9 protein-coding genes and 3 pseudogenes are annotated in these 12,343 nt (G+C 67.7%); 10 read left to right on the plus strand and 2 right to left on the minus strand.

Annotation, left to right across the window (positions count from 1 at the left end; all coding sequences use genetic code 11):
• Nucleotides 1-134 precede the first annotated feature (134 nt).
• From AR540_RS26725 to AR540_RS26735, 4 genes and pseudogenes are all read left to right on the plus strand, one after another.
• Nucleotides 135-581, plus strand: a pseudogene (locus tag AR540_RS26725) (methyl-accepting chemotaxis protein); the annotation flags it as partial.
• Complete coding sequence (locus AR540_RS23445) at nucleotides 578-2,053, plus strand: chemotaxis protein CheW (RefSeq protein ID WP_059232368.1); 1,476 nt, start codon at nucleotides 578-580, stop codon at nucleotides 2,051-2,053. The pseudogene AR540_RS26725 and the gene AR540_RS23445, both read left to right, overlap by 4 nt.
• A 244-nt stretch (nucleotides 2,054-2,297) precedes the next feature.
• Nucleotides 2,298-3,068, plus strand: a pseudogene (locus AR540_RS26730) (PAS domain-containing protein); the annotation flags it as partial.
• Nucleotides 3,069-3,173: 105 nt separating this feature from the next.
• Nucleotides 3,174-3,611 (plus strand): annotated as a pseudogene (locus AR540_RS26735) (methyl-accepting chemotaxis protein); the annotation flags it as partial.
• On the opposite strand, the gene AR540_RS23455 reads toward AR540_RS26735, so the two are convergent.
• Together AR540_RS23455 and AR540_RS23460 are read right to left on the minus strand one after the other, a co-directional pair.
• Entirely contained in the window at nucleotides 3,583-4,239 is a 657-nt protein-coding gene (locus AR540_RS23455) for a histidine phosphatase family protein (RefSeq protein ID WP_082707091.1), read from the minus strand. The pseudogene AR540_RS26735 and the gene AR540_RS23455 sit on opposite strands and share 29 nt — an antisense overlap.
• Nucleotides 4,240-4,244: 5 nt before the next feature.
• Nucleotides 4,245-5,423 carry a GAF domain-containing protein gene (locus AR540_RS23460; RefSeq protein WP_059232370.1) on the minus strand — a complete coding sequence of 393 codons (1,179 nt, stop codon included), beginning with the start codon at nucleotides 5,421-5,423 and terminating at the stop codon, nucleotides 4,245-4,247.
• A 633-nt stretch (nucleotides 5,424-6,056) separates the two neighbouring features.
• On the opposite strand from AR540_RS23460, the gene tyrS reads away from it, so the two are divergent.
• The 6 genes from tyrS to AR540_RS23490 all read left to right on the plus strand — a co-directional run bounded on the left by tyrS (nucleotide 6,057) and on the right by AR540_RS23490 (nucleotide 12,210).
• Nucleotides 6,057-7,301, plus strand: a complete 1,245-nt coding sequence (tyrS, locus tag AR540_RS23465; RefSeq protein WP_059232371.1) for a tyrosine--tRNA ligase — start codon at nucleotides 6,057-6,059, stop codon at nucleotides 7,299-7,301.
• A gap of 87 nt (nucleotides 7,302-7,388) precedes the next feature.
• The gene (locus AR540_RS23470) at nucleotides 7,389-7,988 is read left to right on the plus strand and encodes an SDR family NAD(P)-dependent oxidoreductase (RefSeq protein WP_236712115.1); all 600 of its coding nucleotides are present in this window, start codon (nucleotides 7,389-7,391) and stop codon (nucleotides 7,986-7,988) included.
• A 97-nt stretch (nucleotides 7,989-8,085) separates the two neighbouring features.
• Complete coding sequence (locus tag AR540_RS23475) at nucleotides 8,086-8,853, plus strand: SDR family NAD(P)-dependent oxidoreductase (RefSeq protein WP_059232372.1); 768 nt, start codon at nucleotides 8,086-8,088, stop codon at nucleotides 8,851-8,853.
• A gap of 404 nt (nucleotides 8,854-9,257) precedes the next feature.
• Nucleotides 9,258-10,442: an acetyl-CoA C-acyltransferase gene (locus tag AR540_RS23480; RefSeq protein ID WP_059232373.1), complete on the plus strand. Its 1,185-nt coding sequence runs from the start codon at nucleotides 9,258-9,260 to the stop codon at nucleotides 10,440-10,442.
• 14 nt (nucleotides 10,443-10,456) lie between these two features.
• Nucleotides 10,457-11,242 (plus strand): enoyl-CoA hydratase, encoded by a 786-nt coding sequence (locus tag AR540_RS23485; RefSeq protein WP_059232374.1) that lies wholly within the window; start codon nucleotides 10,457-10,459, stop codon nucleotides 11,240-11,242.
• 65 nt (nucleotides 11,243-11,307) lie between these two features.
• Nucleotides 11,308-12,210 carry a LysR substrate-binding domain-containing protein gene (locus tag AR540_RS23490; RefSeq protein WP_059232375.1) on the plus strand — a complete coding sequence of 301 codons (903 nt, stop codon included), beginning with the start codon at nucleotides 11,308-11,310 and terminating at the stop codon, nucleotides 12,208-12,210.
• Nucleotides 12,211-12,343 lie beyond the last annotated feature (133 nt).

A 12,343-nucleotide genomic window follows, 5' to 3' on the forward strand; every position in this document is an offset into this window, starting at 1 on the left:
AGATGAATCTGTCGCTGCACGCCTTGACCCGTTCGATCAACCAGATCGCCGAGACCACCGACGAAGCCAATCGCATCGCGCGCCGTACCCTGGAGGAGGCGGAACGCGGTTCACTGACGCTGAACCGGTCGCTCGATGCCATGGAGACCATAGGCACTACCGCGGGTGGCATCCAGGACATCGTCCAGGTGATCAGCGACATCGCCAACCAGACCAACATGCTGGCCTTCAACGCCGCCATCGAGGCCGCGCGGGCCGGGGAGCATGGCCTGGGCTTCTCGGTGGTGGCCGACGAGGTGCGCAAGCTGGCGGAGAAGTCGTCCCAGGCGACCAAGGAGATCAACAAGCTGATCCTGGAGTCGGTGAAGAGCATCGCCCAGGGCAGCGAGATCTCGCGCAGTGTCGGGGAAGCCTTCGGCCTGATCGCCGAAGGCATGGGCAAGACCCAGCAGTCCATCGAGGCGATCAATGGCTCAACGGCACTGCAGCTCGACGATGCGGCCCGGGTCAATCAACTGATCCAGGAGCTGGATGCGGCGACCAACGCGGCGAGCCCGACGCTGCCGGGAGGGCGTTCGTGAGTCTGGCGCAGGGCGTGGTCCGGATCGGTGACCTGGAGGTCGCCGTGCCCGCTCTGGCACTGGAGCGCGTGGTGTCCTGGCCGGAGCGCCTGACCGCCCATCCCAGTCCTGCGCCCTGGTCGCTCGGCCTGTTCGAATTGAGCGGTCGGCCGCTGCCACTGGTGGATGGCCATGGGCTGTTGGGATTGCCGCCGCCGGATACGCCGCGCCGGGTCGCGGTGATCCGCCACGGCGGTGGTCGCTTCGGCCTGAGCGTCGATGGGGTGGTGGACGTGCTGCGACTGGCGGACGAACTGATCGATCGCCTGCAGGGCCCGGCTGGCCGATTGCTGGGGCGAATCCACCTCGATCCGGATAGCGGACGGCTGGTGCATCTGCTCGACCTGGATGCCCTGGTGGCGCTGCCGGATTTCGAGCTCAGTAGCGATTCGCTGCGGGACCGGCGGGAACTGGCCGGGGCTGGCAGTGGCCAGGAGCGGCTCTATCTGCTGTTCGAGTGCGATGGCCGCCGCCTGTGCCTGGATGCGGCGGTGGTGCAGGAGCTGGTGGACCGGCCGCAGTTGAGCGCCAGCGACTTCGCCAGCGACTGCTGCCGCCAGGAGGTCGAGCTACGCGGACAGCGATTGCCGGTGCTGGAGTTGTGCGAGCTGTTGGGGCTGGCCCGCTCGGCGCCGACGCAGCGCCAGCAGTTGCTGGTGCTGGTGGCCGGCGAGCAGGGGGAGTATCGCGTGGCCTTCGGTTTCGACCGGCTGCTCGGCATGTGGCGGCGTGATCCGGCGCACTGCGCGCCGCTGCTCGGCTTCGGTCTGCAGCAGCCGGACTTGTTGCGGGGGATCTTCACCGATCCCCAGGGCGAGGCGGCGGTGGTGATCGATCACCTGGCGCTCGGGCGCCTGGAGGCGACGCTGGCCTATGCGCGTATCTATCGAACCGACCGTAATCTGCTGGTCGAGCAGCGTAGCCAGGCGCGTCGCCAGCCCTGCCTGACCTTCCTGGCCGGGTTGGCGTTCGCCGTGCCCCTGGATCAGGTGGCCGAGGTGTTACCGCTACCCGGACATTACCTGCGCCTGGGGCAGCCCGATACCCGGCTGCTGGGCATGATGGAGGTGCGCGGCCAGCAGATCACCCTGATCTGCCTGCGCACCCTGGCGGGCGAGCGGGCCGTCGCGACCGGGAGCGGCGACCAGGTGATCGTGGTCGAGGGCCAGCATCTCCGGCTGGGCTTCGTCGTCGAGCGGGTGGAAGCCATCGATACCTTCACCGGCCTGCGCGAGGACGCGCTGGCGCGCAGCTGGCAAGCGGCCCTCGAAGGAGGCGTGCCACCGGCGCTGCGTGCGCAGAGTTGGGTCGGTGTCGGCGCGCCGGGCAGCAGCCGCCAGGCGACCCTGATCGACCTGTCCAGCCTGGCGCGGCGTCTCGAAGCGGGGACGCGGCAGCCCGTGCCGCGTCCAGCGACCGCCACCTGTGCCTGACCGCTGGTCGTTTCGCTGAACGGTAGTCCGAGACGATTATCCTGACCGTCGCACGGCTACCGGCTGCTTCCAACCAAGGCGATGGGTGCAGGCTAGAGCCGCCGCGGTTTCGCGGCGGGGCGCGGGTGGCCAGCGCCGCCGGGCGTCGCGCGTGGGGCGAGGTCGGACAACTCGTCCGGCGGGGCGTCAAGAAATGTCCTGGCGCGTCGAACCAGAGAAAGACACAACTTTCCTGGGTGATCCCATGTTCAACTCGTCGCTCAAACGTCGTATTGCCGAACTCGAAGCCGAACTGGCGGACCATCGCCAGCTGCGCACGGCGTTCTGTAACGATGCTCTCTGCCTACTGCTGGACGCCCAGGGCCGGATCGAGGATTTCAACGAGAACTTTAGCCTCTGCCTGGGCTATGCCCCCGGCAGCCTGAGCGGTCGCCAGCTGGACGACATCATCCCCGACTACGTGAAGCGGCTGGTCTGCTACCGGGAGTTGAAGCAGAGCTTCAGCGAGGGCCGCCAGGCCAGCGGCATCTACCGCTTGCTGCGCGGAACGGGCGGTGTGGTGTGGCTCTATGCGATCTGGACGCCGGTGCGCGATGCCCAGGGGCGAGTCAAGCAGATCCGCTGCTATGCCTACGACCGGACCGCACAGGTGGAAACCTCCACCGAGCACTCCGGCATCATCAATGCGCTGCTGCGCTCCACCGCGGTGATCGAATTCGACCTGTCCGGCGAGGTGCTCACCGCCAACGAGCGCTTCCTGCAGGGTATGGGTTATTCGCTGGCGCAGATCGTCGGCAAGCACCATCGGATGTTCTGCAGTCGCGAAGAAGCCGACTCGGCCGAGTACCGGGCTTTCTGGGAACGGCTCAACCGGGGTGACTACGTGGCCGGTCGCTTCAAGCGCATCGACAGCCACGGCCGTACGGTCTGGTTGGAGGCTTCCTATAACCCGGTACTCGATACCCGTGGCGAGCTCTACAAGGTGATCAAGTTCGCTACCGTCATCACCGAGCAGGTGGAGCAGGAGCTGGCGGTGGCCGAGGCGGCGCGGGTCGCCTTCGACATCTCCCAGACCACCGATGAAAGCGCGCGCCAGGGCGCCGCCGTGGTGCAGGACACCGTCGCGGTGATGACGCGCATCGCCGATGAGATCCAGGTCGCCGCCAATGGCATCGAGGACCTCGGCAAGCAATCGCTGGTGATCAGTGCCATCGTCAAGACCATCAGCGGCATCGCCGAGCAGACCAACCTGCTGGCGCTCAACGCGGCCATCGAGGCGGCGCGGGCGGGCGAGCAGGGTCGCGGTTTCGCCGTGGTGGCGGACGAGGTACGGCAACTGGCCGGCCGCACCAGCAAGGCCACCGAGGAGATCGTTGGCGTGGTGCAGCAGAACCAGCAACTGGCGCAGACGGCGGTAGCCAACATGGCGGCCAGCCGGCAGCAGGCGGAACAGGGGCTGCAGCTGGCAGGGAATGCCGGCGTACGCATCACCGAGATCCAGGACGGCGCCCGCCAGGTGGTGGGTGCGGTCAGTCAGTTCGCCCGGCGGCTGAGCTGAGGCGGACTTCCGGGTCCGCCGCTTCCTCCGCCCAGCCGGCGGCGCTGTACCAGCGATAGCCGCGCGCGTCGAGTTCGAGCCAGCGGCCCTGGTGGATGACCAGTTGGGTGGCCTCCCGGGGTACGGCCAGGCCGGTCGCCACCAGCAGGCTGCGGATCAGTCCGCCATGGGCCACCAGCAGGGTGGGGCCGGCAAGGCTGGCCAGTAGCGGGCGCAGGCGCTCGGTGACATCCGCGTAGCTTTCGCCGCCCGGTGCTCTGAAGCCGTAGGGCTCGCGGGCGCGTTCGGCATGTTCGCGGGGATAGCGTGCGGCGATGGTCGGCCCATCGAGGCCTTCCCATTCGCCGAAGGCCTTTTCCATCAGGCGATCGTCGGTGCCCAACGTGCGGGGCGTACCTGGCAGTTGCGCCAGGATCAGCGCCAGGGTCTCGCTCGCCCGCGCCAGCGGACTGCTCAGGCAGGCGAAGGTAGTCACGTCGAGGCGATCGCGCAGTGCGCAGCCCACGGCCTGGGCCTGGGCCCGGCCACGTGCGTTCAGCGGGATGTCCTGGCGTCCTTGCAGGCGCCCGCTGGCATTCCAGTCGGTTTCGCCGTGACGGATCACCAGCAGGGGGGAGGGTAGCGACAAGGGTTTCAGTCCAGGGCGGTGGGCAGGGTCAGGGTGAGGCGATTGCGGCCGTCCTGGGTCCGGGCGGTAAGGACGCCGCCATGGCCTCGAACGATTTCCTGGGCGAGGTAGAGCCCGACTTCCAGGCGTGGGGAGGCGTCGGTCCCTGATGTGACCAGCCGCGGCTGGAACAGTTGGGGCAGGGTCGCCGCTTCCAGCGGCGGGCCTGGGTACTCCACCTGCAGCCGATAGGTGCGCTCCTTGATTTCTCCTTGCAGGTGAATGACCCCTCCCGGCGCGCTGCCGGCGACGCCAAATTCCAGCACCGCCTCCAAGGCGCGCAGCAGATGAGGCAGATCGAGGCGCAGGGCACCTGGCGAGGCGGGCAGGGCGGTACTGAAGCGACGGTCCGGGCAGCGCACGACCAGCTCGCCGATCAGTGCCTCGAAGGCTTCGTTCACCCCGTTCACCAGCGTCGGCTTCAACAGCGGTCCATGTCCCAGCCGGGCGCGGACGAAATCCGCGCCGTCGGCGCTGCGGCGTGCCAGTTGCCGGGCTTCGGCCTGCCAGGGGTGCACCGCGGGAAGCTGCTCGGCCCAAGCCGCCGCGGCGTGCGACAGTCGTTGCAAGGGTCGGTGAAGGTCGTCATCGAGGAGTGCCAGCAACTGTTCGCGAAGCGCCTGCAGATCGCTGTCGCTGCGCGGACCAGGCGTTTCGTCGCGCCGCTGTTCCTCGTGGGCGATCAGCTCGCCCAGCAGTCGGGCGAAGCCCTCCAGCGTCACTATCGTGGACGGCTGAGCGAGCAGCGGTGCGGGCACGCGGTCGAAGCCGCACAGGGTGCCGAAGAAGGTACCGTTGGGACGGAACACCGGCAGCGAGACATAGCTACCCCAGCCGTAGAGCTGGGGCAGCGGGTGATCGCAATAGGCGGGATCCTGCGCCACGTCGGCGATGATCACCGGGTCGTGGGAGGAGCGCACATGGCTGCAGAAGGTGGCTTCGAGTTCCAGCTCGGTACCCACCGCCAGGCCGTAGTCCAGGCGGTCGTGGACGGCACAGGCAGTCCAGCGCTGCTCGGAGACTTCCGCCACCGCGGCAAACTTCAGCCCGCTGAGATCGCAGACGACGCGGAGCAGGGTGGTGATGGCGTCGAGCGACGCCAGCAATTCGATGCTTTCGATGGCGCTGGAGGTTTGACTGGGCATCGCATGGCAGCTTTCTGGCTAGTCGAATCCTGAACGCTAGGCCAGGTCGCGGCGAAGGGCAACCGGCATCCGCCGGTTCGCGCCCGGTCGTCGCCCGGAATCACCTGCACCGAAGACCTGGCTAGCCCATGAGATTGGTGGCATAGGCCAGCACGGTGAGGCAGAGCAGGATCAGCAGCAGGTTGCCCGGTGTTATTCTTTTCATCAGCGAGATCCTCTCACACAAGAACTTTTCCCTGTCCAGGCACGCCTGGCATGACGAAAACGGTGGGGGCCACCTTGGCGGTGGGAGCGGACGGATTCATCTCTGCATCTCGATACGGCTGGCAAAGGACAGCTGTCGGAGCGTCACTCTGGCGGTTTGTTCAGCGGTGCGGGCGGAGGTACGACGTTTGGTCGAAGCGGCGGAGCGAGCGGTGTGGTCGTGTCGCGCAGGAGCGGGTTGCCAAGGGCCGGGCGACTCGGTAGCGTGGCGTCCATGCGTATCTTCCTTTGCCCCATCAGCGCCTATTACGACTACCTGACCAACATCGGGTGGTAGGTACTGCGCTGCATGACCGAACCGCCTAGGGCGGCTCGGTCAAGGCAACTTCTCCCGGTCTCCCTGGCACCGTCCAGCCACAGGAGACTTCCATGGACAGCACCACCCAAGACCTGCTCGCCACCCTCGAAGCCCGCGGTTTCGTCCACCAGACCACCGACCGTGACGGGCTCGCCCAGGCCTTCGCCGCCGGGCCAGTCACCGGCTATCTCGGCTTCGACGCCACCGCCGACAGCCTCCACGTCGGCCATCTGCAGGGCCTGATGCTGATGCGCTGGCTGCAGCGCGCCGGCCATCCCATCCTGCTGCTGATCGGTGGCGCCACCACCCGTATCGGCGATCCGAGCTTTCGCGACAGCGGTCGTCCGGTGCTCACCGATGGCCAGATCGCCCGGAACATGGCCGGCATCGCCAAGGCCTTCCACCGGTACCTGGACGTGGGCGACGACCATGGCCGTGCCCAGGTGGTGGATAACGCCGAATGGCTCGATGGCCTCGGCTACCTGAATTTCCTCGGCGCCGTGGGCCGGCATTTCTCCATCAATCGCCTACTGACCTTCGATGCCATCAGGAACCGCCTCGACCGCGAGCATTCGTTGTCCTTCGAGGAATTCGGCTACACCCTGTTGCAGGCCTACGATTTCGTCGAGTTGTCGCGCCGCTACGGCTGCACCCTGCAACTGGGTGGCGCTGACCAGTGGGCCAACATCATCAATGGCTTGGAGCTGTCGCGCCGGCAGGGCGGTCCGCAACTCCATGGCCTGACCATGCCGCTGCTGGCTACCCGCGATGGTCGCAAGATGGGCAAGTCGGCCCAGGGTGCGGTCTGGCTCAACGAGGAGCGGCTGTCGGCCTTCGACTTCTGGCAGTTCTGGCGCAATTGCGACGATGCCGACGTCGAGCGTTTCCTGGCACTGTTCACCGAGCTGTCGCTGGATGAAGTCCGCCAACTGGGCGCCCTGGGCGGCGCGGAAATCAATCTGGCCAAGACAGTGCTGGCCAACGAGGTGACCCGGCTCGCCCATGGCGAGGTCGCCCAGCGTGAAGCCGAGCGAGCCGCGGCCGAGGTGTTCGCCGAGCGGGAAGAGGGCGGTCAATTGCCCGCGCTCGCCTTGAGCCGCGCCCAGTTGGCGGCGGGCGTCAGCTTTGTCGAATTGCTGGTGCAGGCGGGCCTGCAGCCGTCGCGCAGTGCGGTTCGCCGTCTTGCGGAGGGTGGCGGCCTGCGGCTGGATGAGCAGGCGGTGGTCGACCCCGATGTTCGGCTGGTCGTGACCGACGCCGGTCGACGGGTGAGTCTGGGCAAGAAGCGACATCTGCGTATTGCCCTGGTGGATTGAGGAGGAGCGATGAACGTCTGGGTGATCGGTGCCTCGCGAGGCATAGGGCTTGGATTGCTGGAAGATTATCTGGCTCAGGGGGCGTAGGTGCTGGCGGTGGTGCGGACGCCGAATGCGAGTCTGCAGGCGTTGGCGGCGCAGGCCGGTGGGCGGCTGCGGGTGGTGCTCGGCGATCTGTGCGAGTCGCGGCTGGGTGGGCGCCTCGCGGAAGAACTGCAGGGCGAGCCGCTGGACCGACTGATCGTCAACGCCGGCATCATGGGACCGCTGGAGAGCGAGGGGCAGCGCGCGACGGCGGCCGAGCTGGGCGAGCTGTTCCTGACCAATGCCGTGGCACCCCTGCGGGTGCTGGAGGCCCTGGCGCCGTACATGGCTGCCAAGGGCGTCGCGGCCTGTTTGAGTTCGCAGATGGGCAGCGTCAGCCTGGCGCGCGCCGTGGAGATGCCCCTCTATGGCGCCAGCAAGGCGGCGCTGAACAGCCTGTTGCAGAACTGGATGGCCGGGCGGCAGCCGTCCTTCGCGGTGCTGGCGCTGCATCCGGGCTGGGTGCGGACCGAGCTGGGCGGAGCGAGCGCGCCGGTGGCGATCAGTGACAGCGTGGCCGGGCTGGTGACGGTGATCGAATCCCGCGCGGGCCAGGCGGGTTGCGCCTTCCTGGACCATCAGGGCCAGGTATTGCCCTGGTGAAGGGTGGCCGAATCGCTCAGCTCCAGTGAGCGATTCGGCCCTTGTCCGCCCTCTGGGTGCGATCGAAGATGCAGGCAGTCTCTCATGGAGTTCAGGCATGCGTATCGATGAGCGAACCTTCCTGGTCACTGGCGCCGGTTCCGGCCTCGGCGCCGCTACCGCCCAGGCGCTGGTGGCCGCGGGGGCGCGGGTGGCCTTGCTGGATCTGCAGGCCGAGACGGTGCAGGCCCAGGCCGAACGCCTGGGCGGTCAGGCCTTCGCCCTGCCGGTCGACGTCACCGATGCCGAGGCGCTGACGGCGGCGGTCGAGGCCATCCTGGCGCGTTGGGGGGGCTTGCACGGGGCGATCAGTTGCGCCGGCATCGTCGGCGGGGCGCGCATCCTTGGCCGCAATGGCCCGCACGATCTGGCTGCTTTCGCCCGGATCGTCAACGTCAACCTGGTGGGCAGCTTCAACGTCCTGCGGCTGGCCGCAGCGGCCATGGTCGAGAGCGAAGCCGATGTCGGCGGCGAGCGTGGCGTGATCATCAACACCGCCTCCATCGCCGCCTTCGAGGGCCAGGTCGGCCAAGCGGCTTACGCGGCGTCCAAGGGCGGTGTCGCGTCGCTGACCCTGCCGGCCGCCCGTGAGCTGGCCGGGCAGGGCATCCGCGTCATGACTATCGCCCCCGGCGTCTTCGAGACGCCCATGATGGCGGGCATGACCCCCGAGGTACGCGAGGCCTTGGCCGCCAATGTGCCCTTTCCTCCACGGCTCGGGCGCGGCGAGGAATTCGCTGCCCTGGTCCGCCATATCATCGAAAACCCCATGCTCAATGGCGAGGTGATCCGTCTCGACGGCGCCTTGCGCATGGCCCCGCGCTAGTGTGGTGTTTCAGAAGTCAACTGCACAATTTTGGCGGCGCTTTTTTTGCCCGGGCGGCGTTGCCACTCCTCGCCATAGCCCTGCTATGGCTCGTCGCGGCCCCTGGCCCGAGCAGAAGAATCACTCGCCAATTCTTGCGCGAACTTCTGAAACACCACACTAGGACCTGTACGAAAGGTCGCCGAGCGATGGTCAGGCGAGGCGCAATGACCAACGAAAGTAACAGCCAACGGCTGGCCCGAAGGGTGAGCGCCAGCGAATCAAAGCGCTGAGGAAGCGGGCCGGGCTCGCGCTCGAGTTTACGAGTGGTAAACGAGCCTTGCGACGGGGCTGGCCACCAGGCGCTTTTCAACGAAGCATCACTGAGTGTAGGCACCTTTCGTAAAGGGCCTAGGAGAGTTGCCATGAACGATCCCATCGTCATCGTTGCCGCCGCCCGTACGCCCATGGGGGCCCTGGGCGGCGAGCTGGCGGCGTTGTCGGCGCCGCAACTGGGTAGCGCCGTGGTGCGCGCGGTACTGGCGCGGGCCGGCTGGTCGCCGCAGCGGGTCGACGAGGTGCTCCTGGGCTGTGTACTGCCCGCCGGTCTCGGCCAGGCGCCGGCCCGCCAGGCGGCGCTGGGGGCGGGGCTGGCACAGAGCACCCGATGCACCACCCTGAACAAGATGTGCGGCTCCGGCATGCAAGCGGCCATTCTCGGCCATGACCTGCTGCGCGCCGGCAGCGCCGAGGTGGTGGTGGCCGGTGGCATGGAAAGCATGAGCCGGGCGCCCTACCTGCTGGAGAAGGCGCGCAGCGGCTATCGCCTGGGCCATGGTGCCCTGATCGACAGTATGTTCCTCGACGGCCTCGAGGACGCCTACGAACCCGGGCGCCTGATGGGTACCTTCGCCGAGGATTGTGCGGCGCGGCTGGGCATAGCTCGCGAACGCCAGGACGCCTACGCCCAACAGTCCCTCGAACGGGCGCGCCAGGCCCAGGCCAGTGGCGCCTTCGCCAGCGAGATCGTCGCGGTGGAGGTGGCGGGGCGCAAGGAGACCCTGAGCATCGACACCGATGAACAACCCCGTCGCGCCGATCCGGCGCGCATTCCCACCCTCAGGCCGGCTTTTCGCGAAGGCGGTACCGTCACCGCGGCCAACGCCAGCTCCATCTCGGATGGCGCCGCGGCGCTGCTGCTGATGCGGGCCAGCACGGCTGCGCGCGAAGGCCTGAGACCGCTGGCGACGATCCGTGGCCATGCCGCCCATGCCGGCGCCCCGGGTGACTTTCCCACCGCGCCCATCGGCGCCATCCGCACCTTGCTCGCGCGCATCGACTGGCAACTGAGCGACGTCGACCTGTTCGAGATCAACGAGGCCTTCGCCGTGGTGGCCCTGGCCGCCCAGGACGCCCTGGGGCTGGACCCGGAACGCCTGAACGTGCACGGTGGCGCCTGTGCCCTGGGCCATCCCATCGGCGCGTCCGGCGCGCGGATCCTGGTCACCCTGATCCAGGCGCTGCGCCAGCGCGGTCTGCGCCGGGGCGTGGCCGCCATCTGCATCGGCGGCGGCGAGGCCACGGCGATGGCGCTGGAACTCAACGACTAGACAAGGAGAAGACCATGAACGAACCCTCTGCCGAATCGACCCTGCTGCTGGAGATCGAGGCGCGTGTCGCCCTCATCACCCTCAACCGCCCCAAGGCCCTCAACGCCCTCAACGCCCAACTGCTCGGCGACCTGGACGCCATGCTGGCGCGCCTGGACGCCGATCCCGAGGTCGGTTGCGTGGTGCTCACCGGCTCGGCCAAGGCCTTCGCCGCGGGCGCCGACATCAAGGAAATGGCCGGGCAGGGCTATCCGCAGATCTACCTGGACGACTACTTCCGGGTCGCCGACCGCATCGCCGAGCGCCGCAAGCCGCTGATCGCCGCCGTTGCTGGTTATGCCCTGGGCGGCGGCTGCGAACTGGCGCTGCTGTGCGACTTCATCTATGCCGCCGACACCGCCCGCTTCGGCTTGCCTGAGATCACCCTGGGCGTCATTCCGGGGATCGGCGGCACCCAGCGCCTGACCCGCGCCCTGGGCAAGGCCAAGGCCATGGAGCTGTGCCTGACCGGACGGCAGTTGCACGCCGCCGAAGCCGAGCGCGCCGGGTTGGTCGCCCAGGTGTTTCCCGCCGACGAGCTGCTGGAGCGCACTTTGGAAGCCGCCCGCGGCATCGCCAGTCGTTCGCTGCCGGCGACCCTGCTGCTCAAGGAAAGCGTCAATCGCGCCTTCGAGACCAGCCTGGCCGAGGGCATCCGCTTCGAGCGCCGGGTCTTCCATTCGCTGTTCGCCAGCGCCGACCAGAAGGAAGGCATGGCGGCCTTCGTCGAGAAGCGGCCGGCGAAGTTCGAGCATCGTTGAGCGCACCCAATGCTCGCCAGAGGCGCTAGACTGACCGTTTCAGTCCAGCGTCGCAGAGCCTTCGAATGCGTATCGAGCCCTTGCCACCCCTGACCAATCTGATTGCCTTCGAGGCAACGGTCAGGCTCGGCAGCTTTACCCGGGCGGCGCTGGAGCTCAACCTCACGCAGAGCGCCATCAGCCGCCAGGTGGCGCAGCTGGAGGCCTTCCTCGGTCGTGCGCTGTTCCGTCGAGAGCACAAGCGGCTGCACCTGACCGTCTCCGGGCAGCGCTATGCCGAGCGGGTCCAGCATGTGCTCGCGGGTCTCGCGGAAACCACGGCGGATGTCATGGATCTCAGCGGGGAACAGCAGCTGGTGCTGGCCTGCTCCTCGGGCGTGGCCGCTCTGTGGCTGGGCCCGCTGATCGGCCGCTTCGCCAGTGCCTTTCCCGGCATCGACGTGCGCCTGCGGGTGCTGGACAACCTCGATACCCTGCTCAAGCCCGAATTCGATCTGGCGCTCTATTTCCTGCGTGAGCCACCGCCCCCTGGGTTGGCCGGTCGCCAGTTGTTTCCCGAATGGGTGGGCGCCTATTGCGCGCCGGATTACCTGGGTGGGCATCAGCTCTCACCCCCGGAACTGCTCGACCGGCGCCTGCTGATGATCGAGGACGGGCAGCGCCGCTGGCTGTCCTGGGCGGAATGGTTCGCACGCCTGGGCCATCCCGCCCCGCGGATACGCCAGCGGCTCACCGTGAGTCAGTACCCCATCCTGGTCGATCTGGCGGTGGCCGGCCACGGTATCGTCCTGGGTTGGCGCCCCATGATCGATGCCCACCTGCGCTCGGGTGCGCTGGTGGCAGCCTGTAGCGAATGCGTGCAAGGGCAGGGGGGTTACTACCTGCTGTGGCCGGGCGATCGTCAGCCTGGCCTGGCTGCACGCCGTTTCGAGGCCTGGTTGAACGACAGCCTGAGTGCACCGCACTGACACGCCTTGCATGCGCCAGACGCATGCAAACACCTGCAATCAGCGTTTTCCTGCGAGCCGAATAGCCCCTTAAGCTCGGCGGCAGAGGGCAGAGATCCTCGTCCTGTTTCCTTTATCGAAACTGCCGTCGCCG

This window comes from Pseudomonas sp. EpS/L25, assembly GCF_001512295.1.
Classification (GTDB): Bacteria; Pseudomonadota; Gammaproteobacteria; order Pseudomonadales; family Pseudomonadaceae; genus Chryseomonas.